Genomic DNA, 21,921 nt, shown 5'->3' with positions numbered 1-21,921 from the left:
GGGACGGCCCGCGGCGGGTCGCTCAGCGCCGGTTCTGCGCCGGGATCGCCTCGCCCGTCTCGGCGACCTCCTGCTCGACCTCGCGCTCGGCGTCCAACCTGATCAGGCGCTTGCCCATGTTGCGGCACAGCAGCCAGACGGCCACGCCCAGGATGCACACGATGATGAACCCGAGCAGGCCGGGGGAGACCTGGTTCGGGTCGAGACTCAGGGCCATCTCCATCATAGGAACGGCTCCCCTCGATACTGAGAAATCATCCGGACAATGAGGCAGTGTAGGCAACGCACTCGGCGTAGCTCGGCAGCAGCCCCGTCTTGACGGCTTCGGCCAGGCTGGGCGCGGCGTCGTCGCGCGCGGACAGCAGCGGGGTGTCGGTGGGCCACTCGATGCCGAGGTCCGGGTCCAGCGGGTGCACGCTGTGCTCGGCGGTGGGGTTGTAGGTGGCCGAGACGCAGTAGTGCAGCGTCGCGTCGTCGGTCAGCGCCACGAAGCCGTGGCCGAGGCCCTCGGACAGGTAGACCGAGTGCCGCTCCTCGTCGTCGAGGCGGACGAACTCCCAGGAGCCGAAGCTGTCCGAGCCCACCCGCAGGTCCACGATGACGTCGAGGACCGCGCCGCGCACGCAGGAGACGTACTTGGCCTGGGACGGCGGGACGTCGGCGAAGTGGATGCCGCGCACCACGTCCTTCGCGGAGACCGAGAGGTTGCCCTGGGCCAGGTGCAGCGGGTGCCCGACGGCCTCGGCGAGCACGTCGTGCCGGTACCACTCCATGAACAGCCCGCGCGGATCGCCGTGCTGGACCGGGATGATCTTCCAGGCTCCCTCGATCGAGAGCGGGGTGACCTTCACTGCGACTTCTCCTTGCCCTCGGCGTCCAGCAGGTTCAGCAGGTAGTGCCCGTAGCCGCTCTTGAGCAGCGGCTGGGCGAGTTCGCGCAGCTGGTCGTCGCTGAGGAACCCGCAGCGCCAGGCGACCTCCTCGACACAGCCGATCTTCAGGCCCTGGCGCTCCTCGATCACGCGCACGAACTCGGAGGCCTGGACCAGGGAGACGAAGGTGCCGGTGTCCAGCCAGGCGGTGCCGCGGTCGAGCACCGTGACGTTGAGCTTGCCGGCCTGGAGGTAGTGGTCGTTGACGGCGGTGATCTCGAGCTCGCCGCGGGCGCTGGGCTTGAGGTCGCGGGCGACCTCGACCACGGTGTTGTCGTAGAAGTACAGGCCCGGCACGGCGAAGCGGGACTTGGGCTTGGCCGGCTTCTCCTCGATGGACACGGCCCGGCCGGCGTCGTCGAACTCGACCACGCCGTACTCGGTCGGGTTGGCCACCGGGTAGGCGAACACCCGCCCGCCCTTGATCTCGGCGTTCGCGCGCAGCTGCGAGCCGAGCCCGACGCCGTGGAAGATGTTGTCGCCGAGCACGAGCGCGACCGTGTCGGAGCCGATGAAGTCGGCGCCGAGCACGAAGGCCTGGGCGAGTCCCTCCGGCCGCGGCTGGACGGTGTACTCGAGGTTTATCCCGAACTGCGAGCCGTCCCCGAGCAGCCGCTGGAACGCGGACTGGTCCTCCGGGGTGGTGATGATCAGGATGTCCCGGATCCCCGCCATCACGAGCGTGGACAGCGGATAGTAGATCATCGGCTTGTCGAAGACGGGCATCAGCTGCTTCGAGATGGCTTTGGTGATGGGCCACAGCCGCGAGCCGGTGCCGCCCGCAAGGATGATTCCGCGCATGGTCCGAGAGTCTAGCCCGCGGCCCTGGGCCTTACGCCACGGCCCGTGCGGCCGGGCGCCGGCATAAGGCGGGAGAATCGGACCATGGCCCGTCGAAGCACTCCCGCCGCCAAGTCCGCCAACAAGGCCGCCACCAGGTCCGCTCCCCCGGTGGAGTGCCCCTGCTGCTCCGGCCGGGCGTACGCCGCCTGCTGCGGTCCGCTGCACGAGGGACACGCGCAGGCAGCAAGCGCCGAGACCCTGATGCGTTCGAGGTACAGCGCCTTCGCACTGGGCGACGTGGGGTACCTCGAACGGACCTGGCACCCCAGCACCCGCCCACGCCACCTCGAGCTCGACCCGGCCACCCGGTGGACGCGCCTGGAGGTGCTCGGGACCACCGGCGGCGGGCCCTTCCACACCGAGGGGACGGTGGAGTTCCGCGCCCACTACCGCGACTGGGGCGGCCCGGAGCAGATCATGCGGGAGAACAGCGAGTTCGTCCGCGAGGGCGGCGCCTGGGTCTACCTCTCAGCACTCTGAGACCGGTTGCGTCCGGGGCTAGGCTGGTGGCGTGGTCGCCATACAGGACACGGAGTTCCGGTCACCGGACGGGCTCCGGCTGCGCGGGACGCTGGTCCGGCCGGCCGGCCCGGCGCGGGCGGTGACCGTGTTCGTGCACGGCGGCGGGGTGACCCGGGACGAGGGCGGCTTCTTCACCCGGCTCGCCGACGGGCTCGCGGCGGCCGGGATCGCCTCGCTGCGCTTCGACCTGCGCGGGCACGGGGCGAGCGAGGGGCGGCAGGAGGAGCTCACCCTCGCCGGCGTGCTCGGCGACATCGGCGCGGCGGTACGCGCGGCGCGGCAGGAGACCGGCGCGGTCGCGGCGCATCTGCTGGCGGCCAGCTTCAGCGGCGGGATCAGCGCGTACTACACGGTGGTGGCCACGGCGGACGGCGCGGTGCAGCGGCTGGTCTTGATCAATCCCCTGCTGAACTACCGCAAGCGCTTCGTCGACGACAAGCCGTACTGGGCGGACGGCCAGATCGACGAGGAGGCCGGGGCCGAACTGGCGGCGCGCGGATTCCTGGCGCACAGCCCCACCTTCAAGCTCGGCCGCCCACTGCTCAACGAGGTGTTCCACCTGCGGCCGGACGAGGCGCTTGACCGGGTGCGCGGGCCGGTGTTGATCGTGCACGGCACCGGCGACACCTTCATCCCGGTGGGCAGCTCGCGCGCCCTGGCCGCGCGCCTCGGTGCCCGCGCACAGTTGCTGGAGATCGAGGGCGCGCAGCACGGCATCGCCGTACCCGACGACCCGGGCTACCTGGATCCGCGTACGCGGGCCTGGCAGCGGCAGGTCGTCGAGCACGTCGCGCGGTGGCTCGCGGCGCCGGCCGAGGCCGGCTCAGCCGAGGGCGTCGCAGAGCCCTTGCACAGCTGAGCACTCCCGCCAGGCCTGGAGCTGATGGGTCAGCCGGCCGAGTTCGCCCAGGGTCCGGGTGGAGCGGGTGGCCACGGCGACCTCGAGCGCGCCGCGGCCGAGCCTGGCCGCCTCGTCCGGCTCTCCGGCGGCGGCGAGCGCCTGCGCCATCAGGACCGAGAAGTACGCCTGGTCCCGCCGGGAGAAGCGGCCGGAGTCGAGGCGGGCGCGGTAGATCTCGATCGCGAGCTCGGGGCGGCCGGCCTCGACCTGGCAGATCGCCGACTGCAGTTCGAGCAGCGCGGGCGAGTAGTGCGCCGACAGGCCGGACCCGTCCTCGCCGCCCGGACCGTCCGGGACCCGGCCGAGGATCGCATGGGCCTGATCCAGCTTCCGCGCCACCGCCGCGTACGACGCGCCGGTCATGGCCAACGCCCGCGCCTGTTGCTGCGTCACCTCGGCCAGCACCCGCCGCGGCAGCCGCCGGCACCGGTGCTGCGCCGCCTCGGCGAAGGCGAGCATGCGCGCGCCGTCGCGCTCGTCCCAGGCCGCCTGGCTCCGCTTGAGCAGCAGGTAGCCCTGCATCGCGGCGTCGCCGCACTCCTGCGCCCACTCCGTCGCCCGCTCGTGCCAGTGCGCGGTGGAGACCAGCTCGCCGAGGTCGCGGTAGAGCCACGCGGCCAGTTCCCCGGCCCGCGCGGCCACGCCCAGCAGTTCGCGCCGCGCCTTCGCCTTGGCCTGCCGGGCGCCGCTCTCGACGGCGGCGATGATGCCGAGGACGGACGGCAGGGTCCGGCTCGGTCCGGCCGCGCCGTCCGACCGCGCGCAGGCGTCGAGCTGCCGATGGAAGTACTCGGACACCGGTCCGTCCATGTAGCGCCGGGCGTCGTCGAGGGCGGCGGCGAGGCGGACCAGTTCGTCCAGGTTGAGCACGGGCAGGGTCGCGGCCAGGCCGCCGACCAGCATGGCCCGGCGCCGGAACTCCCCCGGGCCCTCGCGTCTGGCGCACGGCGGTTCGGCCGGCTGGGCGCGGCGGTCGAGTTCGAAGCGCTCGCGCGGGATGCCGAGCCCGTCGGCGACGCGCAGCACCACGGCCGCCGAGGCGACGCGGTGTTCCCCCTTCATGTACTCGGCGACCCGGCTGGGCGAGAGGCCGCAGCGGCGGGCGATGTGCGAGGCGGTGAACCGGTGCGGTCCGTCCGTCAGGTTGTTCACGAGCCGGAACAGCCGGCCGACGTCCCAGTCCGAGCAGGCCCGGGCGACGTCGGAGCGGTCCCGCACTTCGGTGGGCAGGTGATCCGGTGGCGCGTTGCGTGGCACAGGAGGGGTCCTTCCACGATCCGAACAGTGAGCACACGTATCCAGACCGCCGGGAGCAGTCTACCGCCGCGCCTTACCCACCGTGGCACTGTTGGCACCGTGCGTTATCGGCGACGCTGTGGGGGCTCGGATTTCCCAGGAAGGCGAAGGCATGCGACCGTCGCAGGATTGCACCCATGTGTAACGACCGTGTTCTGCGGACCGCCACCACCGCGATCGGGACGCCCCCCGCCGCGCAGTCCGGACAAAAACGGGTACGGCTCGTGCGGCCCGCCGACTCCGACGCCGCCGATTGCGCGCCGCCCGCGGACGCGTACCGGTTGATCGAAGAGTTCGACGACGATGCCCGCGGCGCGTCCGCGTTGGCCGAGGCGGTGGGCGCGGCGGCCGAGCGCTGGGAGATCCGGTGGGCCGGATCCCGGGTCGCCCGGCTCGCTTACGCGCAGGCCGCCTGGCTGCTGATCAACGACCATCCGATCGGCACGCATCTGTTCCTGCACACCGAGTTCGACCCCGCGCACCGGCTGCTGACGATCACGGTCGGCGATCCCGGCGGGGTGCTGCCGAGCCATCCGCTGGGCGAGCAGTGGCGCAGAAGCCTGAGCGGCCCCGTGCACGCCGACGCCTACCACCACGGCGGCGCGGGCCGGCGGCTGCGCTGCCGGATCAGGGTGCGGGCGCCGTGGCGGGTGCGGATCACCTGGGACACGGCCCGGATGCAGGGCACGCATCCGAATCACACGTACGAGGACTGTGACAGTCCGGCCGAGCTGCGGGCCAGGCTCGCCTACGTCCGGGACCTCGGCGCCGTGCTCGCCGCGCAGGTCCAGGGCCCGGCCGACCGCGACGACGTCTGGCACGAGCCGCCGGAACCGGACACCGCCTAACCGCGGTACTCGGCGCCCTTCGGGATGAACCGCCGGTTGAGCTTGCCGGTGAGTCCGTCGGCGAAGCCGCGCAGGAACGCGCTGCCGTGGCTCACCCGCTTCGGCTCGAACAGCACGATGAAGACGAACCAACGGGCCAGGAACAGCGCGTTCGTCACGGCCCACACCGGATTGCGGCGCACGTGCTCGCGAATCAGGATGGTGCCGTTGCGGGTGTTCCAGTAGTGCCGCCACTCGGCCTGGTGCCCCACCCGCACCTGCTTGCCGAGGAAGTGGTGGGTGCGCACGTCGCCGATCGAGTGCGGCATCTCCAGCGACATGTCGCGCACGATGCGCACGCCGTTGCGCCGGGCGCGCAGGCAGAAGTCGACGTCCACGTAGTCCACGAAGAAGTCCTCGCGGAAGCCGCCGGGCACCTTGGCCAGGGCCTCGCGGCGGATCAGCATGCCCGAGGTGATCACCAGGTCGCGGTCGTCGATCTGCTGGTGGCGCCCGGCCAGGGTCTCGTAGTGCTTGCCGGTGGCCGCGTCCACCGGGCTCGGGCCGACGATGCCGATGCTCGGGTCGTCCAGGTCCTTCGCCAGCGACTCGATCAGCCCGTCCGGGAGCACCGAGTCCTGGTCAAGCAGCAGCACGGCCTCGGTCTTGTCCGAGAGCGCGCTGATGCCCAGATTCAGCGCCGCCGCCAGACCGAGGTTGCCGCCGTCGCCGAACACGGTCACCCGCGGGTCCACCAGGCCGCCGAGCGGATCGGCCGCCTCGGCGCCGTCGGCGCGCGGGGTGTTGTCCACCACGACGACCGCGTCGCACACGGCCAGCGCGGACTCGACCACGCCCCGCAGCAACGCGTCCGGATGATAGGCCGTTACGATCGCGGTGATCTGCACCCGCCCAGCCTAGCGGCCTTCCCCAGCGCGCCCGAACGGCCGCTGACGCCTCTGTGACAGTCCCGTCGCAGCTTCGTTTCGAAAAGGCTGCAGCGCGACGGCGCGGCCACGGCGACGCGGTCGCGAGGCCTCAGCCGGCGTACTCGGCCCCGGCCGGCAGCCGCCGGCGCGAGACCCGGCCGGTCAGTCCGTGCGCCAGGCCCTGGAGCACGGCCGGCACGCTGGACCGGCGCCGCTCGTCGAACAGCGCGGTCACCACCAGCCAGCGCGCCGTGAACAGCGCGTTGGTCAGCACGAAGGAGCGCTCGCCGGCGAACTCGCGGCTGAGCACGAGGCCGTTGCGCGCGATCCAGTAGTGGCGCCAGGCCGGGTAGTGCAGCACCCGCACGGTCAGCGGGCCGACGCGGTGGTCCCGGCCGGAGCCGATGGAGTGCGGCAGCACCAGCGCGGCGTCACGCACCACCCGGCTGCCGCTGCGGCGCACCCGCAGGCAGAAGTCGGTGTCGACGCAGTCCACGAAGAAGTCCTCGCGGAAGCGGCCCACCGTGTCCAGGCAGGCGCGGCGCACCAGCATGCCGGAGGTGATGATGCTGGGCCGGTCGTCCAAAGTCTCGTGCCGCTCGGCACCGCGCTCGTAGCGCCCGCCGGTCTCCGCGTCCACGGGGGTGGGGCCGACCACCCCGATCGCCGGGTCCTGCAGGTGCGCGAGCAGCCCGGTGACGAGTTCGGCCGGGAGCACCGAGTCCTGGTCCAGGAACAGCACGGCCTCGGCGTCGGCCGGCAGGTGGTCCAGGCCCAGGTTCAGCGCGCCGGCCAGACCCCGGTTGTGCCCGGAGCGCAGCACCAGCACGCGCGGGTCGTCGAGTTCGTCCGCCAGGGACGGGGAGCCCTCGGGGGTGTTGTCGGCCACGATCACCGCGGCGCAGCTGGCCAGCGCGGCGTCGATCACCGCGGCGAGGCGCTTGTCCGGGTGGTACGCGGTGACGACGGCGGCGAGCGTCGCGGGCTCGGCGGAGTGCGGGGACTGGGTCACGGCGCAAGGGTATCGGGCCCGCACGCTCCCGCCTGGATCTGTGTCGCGCCCAGGGCCTAGGATGGCCCGGCTATGAGACTGAGCCCGCGCAGCCTGTACGCGCTGATCCGGCGCCCCTCCGTGACGCTCGCCATCGGCCTCGGGCTGTCCGGCGCGGCGGGCTCGGCGTTCCTGGCCATCATCAACGCCAGCTTCCCGAAGACGCAGGAGGGCTCGCAGGCCGTCCTGGCCCTGTCCGGGCTCAACTTCCTGCTGGCCACGATCGTCACCGGGATGATGGCCGGGTCCGAGCAGGAGATGGCCCGGCAGGTGACGAAGGCCGCCGCGCTCGGCCAGGACCCCGCGCCGGTGGTGGCGCGCCAGTCCCGGCACGCCGCGTGGCTCATCGGCGGGACGATGCTGGCCACCTGCCTGCTCTCGCCGGTGCTGGTCTCCCGCTCGCTCGGCCACAACTGGGTGCTGTTCGGCGAGCTGCTGATCGGCCTGATCGGCGGCCTGGCGATCTTCCCGATCCGCGGCGTGCTCACCGGCCGCCGCGACTATCCGCTCTTCTCCGGCACGCTGATCGTGGAGGGCCTGACCCGGCTGATCCCGGCCGTCGTCGTGCTGGTGCTCGGCTGGAGCTCGGTCTGGCTCTACGGACTGGTGTTCGCGCTCGGCGGCCCGACGCTGGCCGCCGTCTTCGGCGTGCTGGCGCCGCGCTGGTCCGGGCGCGACGGCTACGACGCGGCCAGCGCGTACGCGCGCGAGGAGCAGGCGCGGGCGCTGGAGCGGGCCGAGGTGCCGGCCGGCATCGAGGTGGAGTTCTCCGCGGGCGCCCCGGCCGCGGCCGAACCCGGTGACGCGGCGGACATCGCGGCCGAGCCGGAGCGCGGCGGGGCGCGGCTGTCGCTGCTGACCGCGGCGTCGCTGGCGAACCAGCTGCTCTACAACGCGATCCCGCTGCTGGTGGCCGCGCGCTACGACAGTGGCGCGCACGTGACCACGCAGATGGCGAACAAGGCCGCCGCGGTGAACTCGGCGGTGGGCCTGACCCGGCTCGGGATCCTGATCCTGGTGCCGCTGCAGGCGCCGCTGCTGCCCCGGCTGACCGCGGCCGCCGTACACCGCCGCTACGCCGAGGTACGGGCCAGGACCCGGGTGCTGACCTCGCTGTGCGCGGGGGTGGCCCTGTTCGCCGCGGCCTGCGCCTGGCTGGTCGGCCCCTGGGTGCTCAAGAACATCATGCGGGCCCACGACGTGCTGCCCGGAAGCTACCTGGCCCTGCTCACCCTCGGCACCGGCTGCGTCATGGTCGCGATGATCATCCAGTCGACGCTGCTGGCGCTCGAGCGCCACTTCGTGGTCCTGATCGCCTGGTGCGTCGGCGTGGCCGTGACCGTCCCGGTCTTCCTGACCGGCGACCGGCTGCTGGTCACCACGGCCGCCGCCGCCGTCATCGGCCCCTTCGTGACCATGGTCGTCATGGCGGTGGACGCCTGGCTGCACACCCGCGGCGCCGGCGCCGGGCCCGTCGCCCCCACCGCGCCCGCCCTCGACGACGAACGCGCCGCGGTCCGTTAGGAACCGCGGCGCGTTCGCGCTGCCTGCTTGCCCGAGTCCTACAGGGTGCCGTTCTCCACGGCCTCGGTGATCCACGGGATGACCTCGTCCAGCATCACCTCGAGCGGGGTGTCGGCCTCGAAGCCGAGGACCCGCTTGGCCTTCTCGGTGGACGGCACGCGGCGCTGCACGTCGTACTCGAAGGCCTCGTCGTGCGTGAAGGCCAGCGGGGCGTCGCCCTTGATCTTGCGCCAGATCACCTCGGCCAGCTCGGTGACCGAGTGGCCGACCGGGGTGGAGAGGTTGAAGTCCTCGCCCAGCGCGTCCGGGTGCTCCATCGCGGTCACGATGCCGCGGGCGAGGTCGCCGCCGTAGGTGTAGTGGCGGATCTGCTCGCCGGTGCCGAGGATGTGCAGCGGGTCCTGGCCCTTGAGGACCTTCTGGACCAGGTCGGGCACCACGTGCGACATCGCCAGCTTGACGTTGCCGGAGAGGATCTCCTCGTCGCCCAGGGCGCGCGACTCGCCGATGCCGACGCAGTTGAACGGGCGCACGATGGTGTAAGGGAGCTTGTACTGGTCCCAGGCGGCCCGGGCGAAGTACTCCACCGCGAGCTTCTGGAAGCCGTAGGAGGACAGCGGCGGCGGCACGCGGCGCTCGTCGCCCTCCACGCTCGGCCAGGACTCGGTGGACTCGAACACCATCGAGGAGGAGAGGTAGGTGACCTTCGAGAGCGGCGAGCCGGCCCGGCGCGCGGCGATCGCGGCGTCGCAGGACGAGGCGATGATCCGCTCGTTGTTGGCCAGCAGGTCGTAGGCGTAGGCGTGGAAGTAGGAGATACCGCCGATGAGCGCGGCGCCGGCGACGAAGTGGTCGCAGTCGGCCAACAACTCCGTCATCAGGGCCGTGTCACGCACGTCCCCCTCGGTGAAGTGGTAGTCCGGGTGGGAGTCGTAGGACTTGACCACCCTGCCGTACTTCGAATAGTTGTCGATCCCTGACACGGCATAGCCCCGTCGGAGGAGTTCCTCGACGACGTAGCCGCCGATGAATCCGGCGGAGCCGCTGACCAGAACCTTCTGCACGTGCTATTCCTTTTCCTCGTCCGGGTGAACGCGGGCCGACAGCGCACTCAGCGTCAACGGACGGCCGAACGCGAAGACGTACCAGCGCAGGTACTTCGGGATCCACTTGGCCAGGCGGAAGTTGGACTCGCCGGCGCGGCGGTCGAGCCAGATGGTGGGGATCTCGGCGACCGGCAGCCTGGCCCGGCGCGCCTTCGCGGTCAGCTCGATCCCGATCTCGAATCCGGCCCGGCTCTCGATGCCGACCAGCCGCACGAACTCGGTCGAGTAGGCCTTGAACGAGTTCGTCGCGTCCCGGGTGCCGATCCGCGCGAACACCCGCAGCGAGCGCCCGGCCAGCGAGGAGAGCAGGCCCTTGAACAGCGGTCCGCCCACCTGCGCGCCGCCCGGCATGTAGCGGGAGGCCGCGGCCACAGCCACGCCCCGCTCCACCAGCCGCACCAGGTCGTCGATCTGCTGCGGGTCGTCGCAGCCGTCGGCCATGGTCACCACGGCGACCCCGGCCGCGGCCGAGTCGATGCCGAAGCGGATGGCGTTGGCCGGGCCGCGCCCGTAGGTGTTGTGCAGCCAGCGCAGCCGGGGCTCGCGCCGCCGGTAGTCCTCCACCGCCGCGACGGTGGAGTCGTCCGGGCTGTCCACCACGACCAGCACCTCGGCGGGCAGTACGACGCCCTCGAAGATGCGGTCGAGTGCGGGCACGATGTTCTCCGCCTCCCGGTAGGCCGGGATGACGATGGAGACCCGCGGCCCGGGGAGGTCGGGGGTCAGGCGCGCCGGGCGCGACAGGGTCGCGGACTCGCGCATGCCCACCACTTCAGTGCTCATATACGTACGCCGTTGCCGAGCAGGTTCCAGAGGTCGACGACCGGTTTGTCGACGCGCAGACCACGGTACTCGGTGTGGGGCGCCGCGATGACCAACACATCCGCACGGTCGAGGACCTCCTCCAGCGGGCGCAGCGTACGGTCGACCGTGACGTGCGGATCGGTGCAGATCACCGCGCCTGCCTTGAACGCGAGGACCCGCTTGAGCTTGTAGGCGAGCGAGGACCTGATGTCGTCGCTGTCACCCTTGAACGCCATGCCGAGGATGCCCACGGTCACGTCCTGCAGGTCGTAGGCGCGCTCGAGCCGGTTCGCCACGTACAGCGGCAGACCCTCGTTGACCTGCATCGCGCTCACTCCGAGGGCGAAGTTGTTCGCCGTGACCGCGGTCAGCTGCATGGTGTCCTTGAACAGGCAGGGACCGGCTGCGAAGCCGGCGCCCGGCATGTCCCTGGCCCGCGGATAGTCATGCGTGATGGCGTGCCTGACCCGCTCGAAGTCGACTCCGTGGTCGTTGGCCATCATGTAGAACTGGTTCGCCGCGGCGAACTTGATGTACCGCCAGACGTTGGTGAACAGCTTGGCGAACTCCGCCTCCTCCGGCGTGACCGGCACGATCTGCTCGGTCAGCAGCCGGAACAGCCGGGAGGCGCGCTCGGTGGCGCGCACGGTGCGCCCGGCCACGATCTGCGGGAGCTCGAAAAGCTCCGTCATGGCCTTGCCCTCGGCGATCCGCTCCGGGCAGAACGCCGTGTCCACCGCCACCCCGTGCTCGGCGAAGGTCTTCTCCACCAGCGCGGTCACCCCGGGGAACACGGTGGAGCGAAGCACCACCAGCTGTCCCTCGCGGAAGTGCGCGATGGACGCACCGACGGCCTCCGGAATGGCCGTCTGGTCCGGGTTCAGATATTCGTCCACCGGAGTTCCGATGACCACCACCACGTGCTCCGCGGTGGAGACCAGCTCCGGATCCGTACTTGCTACCAGGCGTCCAGACGCCACCGCCTCGGCCAACGGCTCCGCCGCGCCGGGTTCGGCGAACGGGAGCCTTCCTGAATTGACCGTCGCTACCGCTTGCTCACTGATGTCGTAGACCGCCACCGAGGCACCTCGCGCTGCGAGCGCGATGGCCAACGGCAGTCCGACATGACCGCAGCCGCCGATGACGACCACGTCGCGGCTGAAGCGGTCTGGACGTGTCGCCGACAAGGCTTCTTCACGCACGATCGCTGTATTCCCATCCGCCCTTACCGGTCCGGCCCTCGCCGCGTGGCACGGATTCATCGGCGAGGCTATCGTGTCCCGCCTTCCGGCACCAAGGAAGGTCTTCGAGTTGAGACTCACTCACAGAAATAGTCGCCGTTTCGTTATTCAGCTCGAGTCCGGGCTTTTCTCGCCCCGGGGGGCACCGGATAGCATGTCCGCCATGAAGATCCTGGTCACCGGCGGCGCCGGATTCATCGGCTCCGAGTACGTCCGAGCCCTGCTCAGCGAACGGCTGCCCGGCTCGGCCGGGGCGGGCGACACCGTGACCGTATACGACAAGCTGACCTACTCGGGCAACCCGGCCAACCTGGATCCGGTGCGCTCGCACCCGGGCTTCTCCTTCGTGCAGGGCGACATCAACGACGCCGCGCTGCTCGACGAGGTGCTCCCGGGCCACGACGCGATCGTGCACTTCGCGGCCGAGTCGCACGTGGACCGCTCGATCCTGGGCGCGACCGACTTCGTCACCACGAACGTCCTGGGCACCCAGACGCTGCTCGACGCCGCGCGCCGGCACCGCATCGGGCGGTTCCTGCACGTGTCCACGGACGAGGTCTACGGCTCGATCGACGAGGGCTCGTGGACCGAGCAGTGGCCGATCAACCCGAACTCGCCGTACTCGGCCGCCAAGGCCGGCTCCGACCTGCTGGTGCTCGCGGCCCACCGCACCCACGGGATGGACACGGTGGTCACCCGCTGTTCCAACAACTACGGGCACCACCACTTCCCGGAGAAGGTCATCCCGCTGTTCATCACCAATCTGATGGACGGCAGGCACGTCCCGCTCTACGGCGACGGCGGCAACGTACGCGACTGGCTGCACGTGTCCGACCACTGCCGCGGCATCCACCTGGCGCTGACCAAGGGCCGGGCCGGGGAGGTCTACAACATCGGCGGCGGCGTCGAGACCACGAACAAGGAGCTCACCGAGCTGCTGCTGACCGCGACCGGCCGGGACTGGACGTACGTGGACTACGTCGAGGACCGCAAGGGCCACGACCGGCGCTACTCACTGGACATCTCCAAGATCTCGCAGGAGCTCGGCTACCGCCCGCAGGTCGAGTTCGCCGACGGGCTAGCCGCCACGGTCGCCTGGTACCAGGACAACCGCGCCTGGTGGGAGCCGCTGAAGGCGAAGGCCGCGCTGTGACCGACGCCCAGCCCGTACTCCGGCCGCTGATCGTGGGCGCCCGCGGCCAACTCGGCCGCGAACTGACCGAACTGCTGCTCGCGGCCGGCCGCGAGCCGGTGGCCCTGGGCCGCGCGGAGCTCGACCTCACCGACGCCGGGGCGGTCAAGGACGCGGTGGCCGGCCACGAGGTCGTCTTCAACGCCTCCGCCTGGACCGACGTGGACGGCGCCGAGACGCGGGAGGCCGAGGCCGCCGCGGTCAACGGCACGGCCGTGCGCCACCTGGCCGAGGCCTGCGCCGGCACCGGGGCGAAGCTGCTGCACCTGTCCACCGACTACGTCTTCCCGGGCGACGCGACCGCGCCGATCCGCGAGGACGAGCCGACCGCGCCGCTCAACGCGTACGGCCGGACCAAGCTGCTCGGCGAGCAGGCCGTGCTCGAGCTGCTGCCGGAGACCGGCTACGTGGTGCGCACGGCGTGGCTCTACGGGCCGTACGGCAAGAACTTCGTGGCCACCATCCTGAACGCGGCCACCCAGCGCGAGCACCTGGACGTGGTCGACGACCAGCGCGGGCAGCCGACCTCGACGCTGGCGCTCGGCCGGCGGCTGATCGAACTGGCCGACGCCGCGCACGCGGGCACCGCCCCGGCCGGGGTCTACCACGGCACCTGCTCGGGCGAGACGACCTGGTGCGGGCTGGCCCGGGCCGCCTTCGAGCTGACCGGCCTTGACCCGGAGCGGGTGCGGCCGACCACCAGCAACCGCTTCCCCCGGCCCGCCCCGCGCCCGGCCTACAGCGTGCTCGGGCACGAGCGCTGGGCCGAGGCCGGACTCGGGCCGATGCCGGACTGGTACGAAACGCTGCGCGAGCACCTCGCGCGGGTCCCGTCGGCGTAGTGAACGCAGCGAGCTGAGAGGCTGGAGCGGCCATGGCCGGAACCACCGCGTCGCCGGGCATCGACATCCTGATGCCCTACTACGGCGACGTCGCGCTGATGCAGGAGTCGGTCCACAGCGTACTGACGCAGACCGACCAGGACTGGCACCTGACCGTGGTCGACGACGGCGAGGCGGCCGGGGTGCCTGAGTGGTTCGCCGGGCTCGGCGACGAGCGGGTGACCTACCTGCGCAACCCGGTCAACCTGGGCGTGTCCGGGAACTTCCAGAAGTGCCTCGGCCTGGCCCGGCGCGAGCGCCTTGTGATGATCGGCTGCGACGACCAGCTGATGCCGAACTACGTGGCGCGGGTGCGCGAACTCGAGCGCACCCGGCCCGGCGTGGGCCTGATCCAGCCCGGCGTCGAGGTGATCGACGAGCACGGCGCGCCGGTCATGGGCCTGGCCGACACGATCAAGCGCCGACTCTACGCCCCGAAGGAGCTGCTGCGCGAGGGCGGCACGGCGGTGCTCTCCGGCGAGGAGCTGGCCGCGAGTCTGCTGCGCGGCAACTGGCTCTACTTCCCTTCGCTGTGCTGGCGCACCGAGGCGATCGCGGCCTCCCGCGGCTTCCGCGAGGATCTGCGCGTGGTCCAGGACCTCGCGGTGATCATCGAGCTGGTGGAGAAGGGCGAGGAGCTGCTCGCCGACTCGGTCCCGGCCTTCCGCTACCGCCGGCACTCGGCCAGCGAGTCCTCGCTGGCCGCGGTGGACGGCTCCCGGTTTGACGAGTCGCGCCGCTTCTTCACCGCGACCGCGCGGCAGATGGACCGGATCGGCTGGCACAAGGCCGCGCTCGTCGCCCGCCGCCACCGCGCCGTGCGGCTGCACGCGCTCACCCTCGCGCCCACGGCGCTGCGCCAGCACAACCCGGCGCTCTTCCGCCGCCTGGTGCGCTACGCCGCCTCGACCTCGGAGTCCCCGCAGCCGTAGGGCCGGGCCGCCTCGGCAGCCGAGGACGCGGGCGGGGCGCAACGCCACCGCCCGCTCGAGCCGGTCGGGCTCGGCCGAGGTCAGCGGGCGAGCGCGTCCTGCTGCTCGTCCAGCGCGTGCCCGTCCACAGCCTGCTCGTCCGGCTCGGACTCGAGCTCCAGCGCCCGCGCCGGGGCGACCGCGTCGCGGATCGCCATGGCCCGGGCCAGCTTCGTCAGCCGCCGCTCGGTGTCCTTGAAGCGCAGGTAGGTGTTGAGCGAGAAGAACGCGAACACGACCACCAGCATGTACAGCAGCAGGTCGGTGCCGCGTCCGACGCCGACCCGATTGGCCAGCCAGGTCATCAGGTCGGGCTTGATCACCGCGAACACGCCGAAGACGCAGAACAGCAGGAAGCCTATGCGCTTGAACGCCTGGAGCCGCGCGGTGTGCGAGCGGCGCACGAAGAGGGCGAAGAGCAGCAGCGCCGCGAGAATCAGCAGGACTTGGATCAGCACGGCACTCAGCCCCTTCGGCGCAGTGCGAGGTCGAACACGATGTTGATCCCGTTGAGCAACGACTGGCCCTTCGAGAGCGAGTACTCGGTGTAGTCGATCGTCACCGGGATCTCGCGCACCCGCAAGTCGGAGCGGGCCATGAAGTCCACCAGCTCGGAGGCGTGCGCCATGCCGGCCTGGGTGATGTCTATCTTCTCCGCCACCGACCGGTTCAGCGCGCGCAGGCCGTTGTGCGCGTCGGTCAGGCCCAGCTTGCGCGAGGGCCGGCTGAAGAGCGCCACCGTGCGCAGCACCGCCCGCTTGAGCGGGGGCACGTCCACGGCCGACTCCAGGAAGCGGGAGCCGAGCACCACGTCGGCCTCCTTGGCCCGCAGCACCGTCAGCATCCGCACCACGTCCTCGACCCGGTGTTGGCCGTCCGCGTCGAAGGTGACGAAGTACTCGGCGCCGGGCTGGGCGAGCGCGTAGCTCAACCCCGTCTGCAGGGCAGCGCCCTGGCCGAGGTTGATCGGGTGGCGCAGCAGGTGGGCGCCGGAATCGAGGATCCGGCGTGCCGAACCGTCGCGGCTGCCGTCGTCCACGCACACCACATTGGGAAAGGTCTCGAGCACGTGGGCGACCACGTCCGAGATCACCGTCTCCTCGTTGAAGACGGGCATCACGAGCCAAACGTCTTGAAAGTTGTGCACCCGTCAACCCTGGGTCTTCGAAGGTCGCCGCCCGGTCGGGCGGCGGACGCAGATCGGTTGGATCCTAACAGCCGCGCGGGCGCCGTGGCCAAGCTCCGCCCGCGCCCCGGGACCCGGCCGTGACCCAGAGCCGCGCAGCGTGGGACAAACCCGGCACACCCGTGTTCCGGCCGCTGCCGTGCGGCCCGCGAAGCCCCGCCGGACCGCCCAGCGCCCCGGGGAGGGGAGGGGAAAATTCCCCGAGCCCGCACAGTGAAGTAGTCTCGGATTCTTGCCCGGGCCTTAACCTCTGGCCTTAAACTGTCGCCGCCGCCGAAGGCGTCGGCTGCAGGCAGCGCACGAGCGCGGATGGGGAGTAGCGATGGGATCGCAGGCGCTGGGTTCCGCGGAGCAGGCCGAGGCGGCCGCACCGCACACCGAGCCTGCCCGAGGCCCCGCACGGCGACGCCCCCCGCTTCCGGTCGTCCTCGGGCTCTTCGCCGGGGCCTGGGCGCTGCCGCTGCTCACCCAGCTGACCGGCACGGATCCGCTGCTGGTGCTCGTCGTGGTGTTCGGCACCGGCGGCCTGCTGCGCGTCGGCTCGACCGTGCTGGACCGCCTGATGGCCACCCTGGTGCTGGTGATCAGCCTGACCATGGCCGCCGGACTCGTCTACTCGCTGTGGCCCTGGGGCCTGCAGCCGGTGGCCGTGGGCGGAACCGGCCTGACCCTGCTGGTCGCCGCGTACCTCTGGCTCGGCGCCGAAGCGCCGTGGCGCACCTGGCCGCGCCGGGTGCTCGGCAGCGACCTCGCCCTGCTCGGCGCCTTCGTCGCCGCGACCTGCATCGCCTACGGCCCGAGCTGGGGCACGGACGCGGGCACGCGGGTCGCCTACGCCGGGATAACCGGCGACCGGCTGCGCCACTTCAACCTCTTCGACACCATCCACCGGGTCGGCGGCTACACCTTCCTGAAGCAGGGCGCGTCGAAGAACATGGTCGACCCGGGCATGCTCGCGACCTACCCGCCCGGCCAGCACTTCATCTACGCGCTCGCCGACATCTTCCTGCGTTCCAACGTGAACCCGGGCAACTCCGCCGCCGAGCTGCAGCGCTACAACATCTGGGTCAGCCTCGGCTACGGCTTCTTCGTGCTCTGCGTCGCCTGGTCCGCCCGCTGGGTGGCCGGCCCCTCGCTGGCCGGCTGGCGCCGGATGTTCCTGGTCACCGCGATCGGCGGCTGGCTGTCGGTGGCCACCTTCACCAGCGCGGTGTGGTGCACCTGGGACCCGCAGGTGCTCGGCATGGCCCTGCTGGCCGTGCTGGCCGCCTTCTGCTTCCGCCCGCCGCGCGGCCCGCGCACCCACATCGTGCTGGTGGCCGCCCTGTGCGTGGCGATCTTCCTGACCTACGAGCTGTTCGCCCCGTTCGCCGCCATACTCGTGGTGGTCACCGGGTTCGTCTACCGCAAGCGCGTGCTGCCGCACTGGAAGCTGCTGGTGGGCGTCGCCGTGGTGGGGATCCCGGCCGCACTCAGCGAGTACGTCGCCGCGATCCGGGGCGGGCTGCAGGCCGGGACCGAGGCGCAGTCGATCGGCTTCACCATCCCGTTCAGCCGGCTCGCCCTCGGCGTGATGATCCTGGCCGTGGTGATCGGCTTCGCCACCAGCCGGGCCCGGCGCCGCCCGACCGCGTGGGCCGGGCTGCTGACCGTGGTGCTCTCGGGCGTGGCCATCATCGCCTTCCGGGTCTACCAGGAAGAGACGATCAAGACCACCAGCTACTACTACCCCAAGGCCGAGCAGGCCTGGGCGGTGCTGATGCTGGTGGCCTCGGGCACGGCCGGACACCTGCTGCGCCGCCCCCGGCTGCCGCGCCGCGGCCTGTACGGCATCGGCGTGGGCCTGGTCGCCGCGGTCCTCGCGGTCGCGGTCACCGGCAGCTACTGGTACGGCCCGGCGAAGGTGGCCAAGCCGCACACCACCGCCTCCAACCCCGGCACGACCTGGCAGCTCGGCGCGAGCACCACCTGGGCCTCGTACTGGCTCAGCGGCCAGCACTCCCCCGCCTACATCGCCGCCTCGCAGAACCTGCTGCGCTGGGACATGCTCGGCGACGGGGTGCCCACCCTGGTCATCGCCTACAGCAGCCAGGCCAACAACGTGAACCTGAGCCTGCTGCTCTCCACCCTGAACCACGACGCCGGACAGCTCCAGGCGCAGCTCGCGGCGATGTCCAACACCGACGGCCTGACCACGGTCGGGACCGGCGGCCAGGACTGGACCCCGGTGCTGCTCAACAACCTCGCCCAGCTCGAGGTGTCCATCGCCCAGACGCCGGTGCCGCTGCGCGTGATCGTGCCCACCACGCCGCTGCGGGACAAGCTCACCGCCTGGGCCCAGACCAACCCGGGCAAGATCAGCTCGGTGGTGTACGAGCCGGGCATCAACGCCCCGCTGGACTCCGCCGCCGCGAACTGAGCCGCACCCGCCGAAACGCCGACGGCCTGCCGGGACGATGTCCCGACAGGCCGTCAGTCCGTTCGGCTTCAGCTCGTTCGGCCCGGCCTCAGCGGATGCCGGCGAACAGGTCGTCCTCCGGGATCGCGGTGTCCACCAGGCTGCGCGCGAGCTCGAAGTCCTCGGTCGGCCAGACCGCCTTCTGCAGGTCCATCGGCACCGCGAACCAGGAGCCGTCCGGATCCACCTGGGTGGCGTGCGCCAGCAGCGCCTGGTCGCGCACCTCGAAGTAGTCCGCGCAGTTCACGTGGGTGGTGATCTCGCGCTCGATCCGGTCCCCGCGCTCGTCCCAGCGCTCGATCCAGCCCTCGTACGGCGAGGAGCCGGTGCGCTCGAGCATGGCCGCGTGCAGCGCCTGCACCCGGGCCCGGGAGAAGGTCTGGTTGTAGTACAGCTTGAGCGGCTGCCAGGGCGCCCCGGTGCCGGGGTAGCGGTCCGGGTCACCCGCCGCGTCGAAGGCCTCCACGCTCACCCGGTGGCACTGGATGTGGTCCGGGTGCGGATAGCCGCCGTTCTCGTCGTAGGTGGTGACCACGTGCGGCCGGAACTCGCGCATCAGGCGCACCAGCGGCTCCGCGGCCGTCTCCACCTTCTCCAGGGCGAAACAGCCCTCGGGCAGCGGCGGCAGCGGGTCGCCCTCGGGCAACCCGGAGTCGACGAAGCCGAGCCACGCCTGCTGTACGCCGAGGATCTGCCGGGCCCGCTCCATCTCGGCCCGGCGCACCTCGTGAATGTTCTCCTCGATCTCGGGATCGCCCTTCAACCTGGGGTTGAGCACATCCCCCCGTTCGCCGCCGGTGCAGGTGACCACGAGCACCTCCACACCTTCGGCGACGTACTTGGCCATCGTGCCCGCGCCCTTGGACGACTCGTCGTCCGGATGCGCGTGCACCGCCATCAGCCTCAGCCTGTCCTCCACCGGTCCCTGCTCCCTCGTACCTGGCCGTCGCGTCGTTCGCCGGAGTCTCTATAGTGGCGGACGCCCGGGGTGGATCGCGAGAAACCGCATCCGCCTGCTCCGCCGCGCCCTCAATCCAGAGCGCGAGCGGGCCGCAGAAACTTCCCGGAACGACCGAGGGACGAGAAATGACCGAGTACAGCCCGATCGATCAGCCCGTGACCCGTGAAACGGAGGTGGACGGGCCCGAGGACGCCGCCCCCACCTCCTTCGCCAGCCCCGAGTTCGCCGCGCGCTACGGCGTGAAGCCCGCCATGTCGCGCACCCGCAAGATCACCTTGGGCGTGGTGGGTCTGTGCGTGCTCGGCGGCGTCGTCGGCTACATCGCCTGGAACCAGGCCAACCCTGCCGTCCAGGCCACGGTCGTGTCCTTCACCACCAGCACCGACTCGGTCACCGTGACCTTCGAGGTGGACAAGCCCACCGACGAGATGCTCGAGTGCACGCTCGACGCCGAGGACCTCCAGGGCAACATCGTCGGCTCCGCGAACGTGCCGGTCAGCGCCGGCCGGTCCAAGGAGGACGTGCAGACCACCGTCAACACCACCGCCGCGCCCAACACGGTCGTGGTCTCGAGCTGCGTCAAGGGCTGAGCCCCGGGCGCGCCGGGAGGCGGGACGGGCGGCGGCTGCGGGGCCGCGGCGGCCCGCGCACCGGCTGAGCAGGCCGGGCGGCGCGGCGGGAACTGTCGGAAGGACCTTGGGCGGGCCTTCGCGCGAACAGGCCGACGACCTCGATTTCTAGGAATCTGTCGGGTGTGCTTGGTAGCCTCGTAGTTTCGGCGGGTACCGGACTGTACGGAACCCGCGCACGCAACGGCTTGGCTGCCGCCATCCGACCCTACGAGGAGCATCGTGACCCAGACCAGCGACAACGTTACCTGGTTGACCCAGGATGCGTACGACCGTCTGAAGGCCGAGCTGGAGTATCTCCAGGGTCCGTACCGCGTCGAGATCGCGAAGAAGATCGAGGCCGCCCGGGAAGAGGGCGACCTGCGCGAGAACGGCGGTTACCACGCGGCCAAGGAGGAGCAGGGCAAGATGCACGCCCGCGCCCTCCAGCTGCGCCAGCTGCTCGAGAACGCCCAGGTCGGTACCGCCCCCACCCAGTCCGGCATGGCCGCGCCCGGCACTGTGGTGAAGATCGCGTTCGACGGTGACGAGGACGACACGCTGGAGTTCCTGCTGGGCTCGCGCGAGGAGTCGGGCGCGCCGATCGAGGTCTACTCGCCGCAGTCTCCGCTCGGCTCCGCGATCAACGGCCGCCGGGTCGGCGAGAGCACCTCGTACGAACTGCCCAACGGCAAGTCGATCGCGGTCAAGCTGCTCTCCGCCGAGCCGTACACCGGCTGAGCCCGCGCCCGGCCGCCCGCCTCACGGCCGACACGTCGCACGCCGCCGCCCGCAGCCACCGCTGCGGGCGGCGGCGTTCGTCCACCCCGCTCGGTCGGGCCGCTCCGTCGGGCCGCTGCGTCAGGCCGAGACCGACCGGTACTTGCGTACCGAGAGCGGGACGAAGACCGCCAAGATGACCAGCGACCACAGGAACGAGACCAGCACCGGCTCGCGCATCGGGAACACGTCCGGGATCGCCCCCGGCGCGTACCCGGTGGGATTGCCGAACAGCTGCCGCAGCGCGAGCACGGTCGAGGAGATCGGGTTCCACTCGGCGATCGGCTGCAGCCAGCCGGGCAGCGAGGTGGTGGGCACGAAGGCGTTGGAGACGAACGTGACCGGGAACAGCCAGATGAACCCGGCCGTGTTCGCCGTCTCCGGCGTGCTCACCGAAAGTCCGATGAGCGCACCGATCCAGCTCATCGCGTAGGCGAAGAGCATCAACAGCGCGAAGGCGAGCACGGCCTTGGGGAAGCCGTTGTGGATGCGCCAGCCCACCGCCACCCCGCACAGCGCCATGATGGCCAGGACCAGCAGGTTCTGGATCCAGTCCGCGACCGTGCGGCCGAGCAGCACCGCCGAGCGGGCCATCGGCAGCGAGCGGAAGCGGTCCACCAGCCCCTTGCTCAGGTCGTCGGCGAGCCCGACCGCCGTGGTGCCGGTGGTGAAGGCGAGGGTCTGGGTGAAGATTCCGGGCAGGAACCTGCTCTGTTCTCAGATTCTACCGGATCCGCTTCCCTGAATCAATGTACTACAGCCCTTTGAGCTGGTAAAACGCTGGATTGGTGTTCAGATCGGGGCGTGAGCCCCGATCCATCCACAGACAAGGGTGGGTCTCGGGTTCGGGCGTCTCCTCGTCGGCGTGCGCAGCAATGTCGGGCCGGTGGGGTGCGGCGCGACCTAGGG

General features: G+C 71.3%; 23 protein-coding genes. 10 read left to right on the top strand and 13 right to left on the bottom strand.

The genetic code is table 11. The features are described 5' to 3' along the window. Window positions 1-22: 22 nt before the first annotated feature. Genes KDL01_RS11855 through rfbA form a run of 3 tightly spaced genes read right to left on the bottom strand, consistent with a single transcriptional unit; the run spans window position 23 to window position 1,732 of the window. On the bottom strand, window positions 23-226 hold the full coding sequence (locus tag KDL01_RS11855) for a hypothetical protein (protein WP_212528483.1): 204 nt from the start codon (window positions 224-226) through the stop codon (window positions 23-25). 28 nt (window positions 227-254) lie between these two features. Then, on the bottom strand, window positions 255-851 hold the full coding sequence (locus KDL01_RS11850) for a dTDP-4-dehydrorhamnose 3,5-epimerase family protein (RefSeq protein ID WP_212528482.1): 597 nt from the start codon (window positions 849-851) through the stop codon (window positions 255-257). Continuing rightward, window positions 848-1,732, bottom strand: a complete 885-nt coding sequence (rfbA, locus tag KDL01_RS11845; RefSeq protein WP_212528481.1) for a glucose-1-phosphate thymidylyltransferase RfbA — start codon at window positions 1,730-1,732, stop codon at window positions 848-850. The genes KDL01_RS11850 and rfbA overlap by 4 nt, the downstream gene beginning before the upstream one ends. Window positions 1,733-1,816: 84 nt before the next feature. On the opposite strand from rfbA, the gene KDL01_RS11840 reads away from it, so the two are divergent. Both KDL01_RS11840 and KDL01_RS11835 read left to right on the top strand, forming a co-directional pair. After that, window positions 1,817-2,254 carry a YchJ family metal-binding protein gene (locus KDL01_RS11840; RefSeq protein WP_212528480.1) on the top strand — a complete coding sequence of 146 codons (438 nt, stop codon included), beginning with the start codon at window positions 1,817-1,819 and terminating at the stop codon, window positions 2,252-2,254. A gap of 31 nt (window positions 2,255-2,285) precedes the next feature. Further along, window positions 2,286-3,155, top strand: coding sequence for an alpha/beta hydrolase (locus KDL01_RS11835; RefSeq protein ID WP_212528479.1), 870 nt, complete (start codon window positions 2,286-2,288; stop codon window positions 3,153-3,155). On the opposite strand, the gene KDL01_RS11830 is transcribed toward KDL01_RS11835, so the two are convergent. After that, window positions 3,120-4,454, bottom strand: coding sequence for an NsdA family TPR-like regulatory protein (locus tag KDL01_RS11830; protein WP_212528478.1), 1,335 nt, complete (start codon window positions 4,452-4,454; stop codon window positions 3,120-3,122). The two genes, KDL01_RS11835 and KDL01_RS11830, sit on opposite strands and share 36 nt — an antisense overlap. Window positions 4,455-4,630: 176 nt before the next feature. On the opposite strand from KDL01_RS11830, the gene KDL01_RS11825 reads away from it, so the two are divergent. Further along, window positions 4,631-5,341, top strand: a complete 711-nt coding sequence (locus KDL01_RS11825) for a hypothetical protein (protein ID WP_212528477.1) — start codon at window positions 4,631-4,633, stop codon at window positions 5,339-5,341. On the opposite strand, the gene KDL01_RS11820 is transcribed toward KDL01_RS11825, so the two are convergent. Together KDL01_RS11820 and KDL01_RS11815 are read right to left on the bottom strand one after the other, a co-directional pair. Beyond that, the gene (locus KDL01_RS11820; protein ID WP_212528476.1) at window positions 5,338-6,228 is read right to left on the bottom strand and encodes a glycosyltransferase; all 891 of its coding nucleotides are present in this window, start codon (window positions 6,226-6,228) and stop codon (window positions 5,338-5,340) included. The two genes, KDL01_RS11825 and KDL01_RS11820, sit on opposite strands and share 4 nt — an antisense overlap. A 130-nt stretch (window positions 6,229-6,358) precedes the next feature. Continuing rightward, on the bottom strand, window positions 6,359-7,261 hold the full coding sequence (locus tag KDL01_RS11815; RefSeq protein ID WP_212528475.1) for a glycosyltransferase family 2 protein: 903 nt from the start codon (window positions 7,259-7,261) through the stop codon (window positions 6,359-6,361). Between the two features lie 72 nt (window positions 7,262-7,333). On the opposite strand from KDL01_RS11815, the gene KDL01_RS11810 reads away from it, so the two are divergent. Further along, window positions 7,334-8,824 carry a hypothetical protein gene (locus tag KDL01_RS11810; protein WP_212528474.1) on the top strand — a complete coding sequence of 497 codons (1,491 nt, stop codon included), beginning with the start codon at window positions 7,334-7,336 and terminating at the stop codon, window positions 8,822-8,824. A gap of 38 nt (window positions 8,825-8,862) precedes the next feature. Here the strand turns inward: KDL01_RS11810 and KDL01_RS11805 are convergent, their stop codons facing one another. The 3 genes from KDL01_RS11805 to KDL01_RS11795 are packed head-to-tail and all read right to left on the bottom strand — an operon-like array spanning window position 8,863 to window position 11,936. Beyond that, window positions 8,863-9,888, bottom strand: a complete 1,026-nt coding sequence (locus KDL01_RS11805) for an NAD-dependent epimerase/dehydratase family protein (RefSeq protein ID WP_212528473.1) — start codon at window positions 9,886-9,888, stop codon at window positions 8,863-8,865. 3 nt (window positions 9,889-9,891) lie between these two features. Continuing rightward, window positions 9,892-10,692: a glycosyltransferase gene (locus tag KDL01_RS11800; RefSeq protein WP_212528499.1), complete on the bottom strand. Its 801-nt coding sequence runs from the start codon at window positions 10,690-10,692 to the stop codon at window positions 9,892-9,894. 17 nt (window positions 10,693-10,709) lie between these two features. Beyond that, window positions 10,710-11,936, bottom strand: a complete 1,227-nt coding sequence (locus KDL01_RS11795; RefSeq protein WP_307846254.1) for a nucleotide sugar dehydrogenase — start codon at window positions 11,934-11,936, stop codon at window positions 10,710-10,712. 202 nt (window positions 11,937-12,138) lie between these two features. Here KDL01_RS11795 and rfbB point away from each other — a divergent pair, with 202 nt between their 5' ends. The 3 genes from rfbB to KDL01_RS11780 are packed head-to-tail and all read left to right on the top strand — an operon-like array spanning window position 12,139 to window position 14,980. Beyond that, window positions 12,139-13,128, top strand: coding sequence for a dTDP-glucose 4,6-dehydratase (gene rfbB, locus KDL01_RS11790; RefSeq protein WP_212528471.1), 990 nt, complete (start codon window positions 12,139-12,141; stop codon window positions 13,126-13,128). Beyond that, the gene (rfbD, locus tag KDL01_RS11785; RefSeq protein ID WP_212528470.1) at window positions 13,125-14,009 is read left to right on the top strand and encodes a dTDP-4-dehydrorhamnose reductase; all 885 of its coding nucleotides are present in this window, start codon (window positions 13,125-13,127) and stop codon (window positions 14,007-14,009) included. The genes rfbB and rfbD overlap by 4 nt, the downstream gene beginning before the upstream one ends. Window positions 14,010-14,041: 32 nt before the next feature. Beyond that, window positions 14,042-14,980, top strand: coding sequence for a glycosyltransferase family 2 protein (locus tag KDL01_RS11780; protein WP_212528469.1), 939 nt, complete (start codon window positions 14,042-14,044; stop codon window positions 14,978-14,980). 80 nt (window positions 14,981-15,060) lie between these two features. On the opposite strand, the gene KDL01_RS11775 is transcribed toward KDL01_RS11780, so the two are convergent. Both KDL01_RS11775 and KDL01_RS11770 read right to left on the bottom strand, forming a co-directional pair. After that, on the bottom strand, window positions 15,061-15,477 hold the full coding sequence (locus KDL01_RS11775; protein WP_212528468.1) for a DUF2304 domain-containing protein: 417 nt from the start codon (window positions 15,475-15,477) through the stop codon (window positions 15,061-15,063). Between the two features lie 5 nt (window positions 15,478-15,482). Then, window positions 15,483-16,136, bottom strand: a complete 654-nt coding sequence (locus tag KDL01_RS11770; RefSeq protein WP_246576302.1) for a glycosyltransferase family 2 protein — start codon at window positions 16,134-16,136, stop codon at window positions 15,483-15,485. A gap of 391 nt (window positions 16,137-16,527) precedes the next feature. Here KDL01_RS11770 and KDL01_RS11765 point away from each other — a divergent pair, with 391 nt between their 5' ends. Next, a complete protein-coding gene (locus KDL01_RS11765; RefSeq protein WP_212528466.1) occupies window positions 16,528-18,624 on the top strand; it encodes a hypothetical protein in 2,097 nt (698 codons plus the stop codon). A gap of 88 nt (window positions 18,625-18,712) precedes the next feature. Here KDL01_RS11765 and mca read toward each other — a convergent pair whose 3' ends face one another. Next, window positions 18,713-19,582: a mycothiol conjugate amidase Mca gene (gene mca, locus KDL01_RS11760; protein ID WP_212528465.1), complete on the bottom strand. Its 870-nt coding sequence runs from the start codon at window positions 19,580-19,582 to the stop codon at window positions 18,713-18,715. A gap of 167 nt (window positions 19,583-19,749) precedes the next feature. Between mca and KDL01_RS11755 the strand changes: the two genes are divergently transcribed. Further along, a complete protein-coding gene (locus KDL01_RS11755) occupies window positions 19,750-20,214 on the top strand; it encodes a DUF4307 domain-containing protein (RefSeq protein ID WP_212528464.1) in 465 nt (154 codons plus the stop codon). A 261-nt stretch (window positions 20,215-20,475) separates the two neighbouring features. After that, the gene (gene greA, locus KDL01_RS11750) at window positions 20,476-20,973 is read left to right on the top strand and encodes a transcription elongation factor GreA (protein WP_212528463.1); all 498 of its coding nucleotides are present in this window, start codon (window positions 20,476-20,478) and stop codon (window positions 20,971-20,973) included. Window positions 20,974-21,093: 120 nt separating this feature from the next. On the opposite strand, the gene KDL01_RS11745 is transcribed toward greA, so the two are convergent. Continuing rightward, window positions 21,094-21,705 (bottom strand): ABC transporter permease, encoded by a 612-nt coding sequence (locus tag KDL01_RS11745; RefSeq protein WP_307846260.1) that lies wholly within the window; start codon window positions 21,703-21,705, stop codon window positions 21,094-21,096. Window positions 21,706-21,921: the final 216 nt, after the last annotated feature.

It is taken from the genome of Actinospica durhamensis (genome assembly GCF_018139695.1).
GTDB classification, from domain to species: Bacteria; Actinomycetota; Actinomycetes; order Streptomycetales; family Catenulisporaceae; genus Actinospica; species Actinospica durhamensis.
This window is presented reverse-complemented; position numbering and strand designations above follow the sequence as displayed.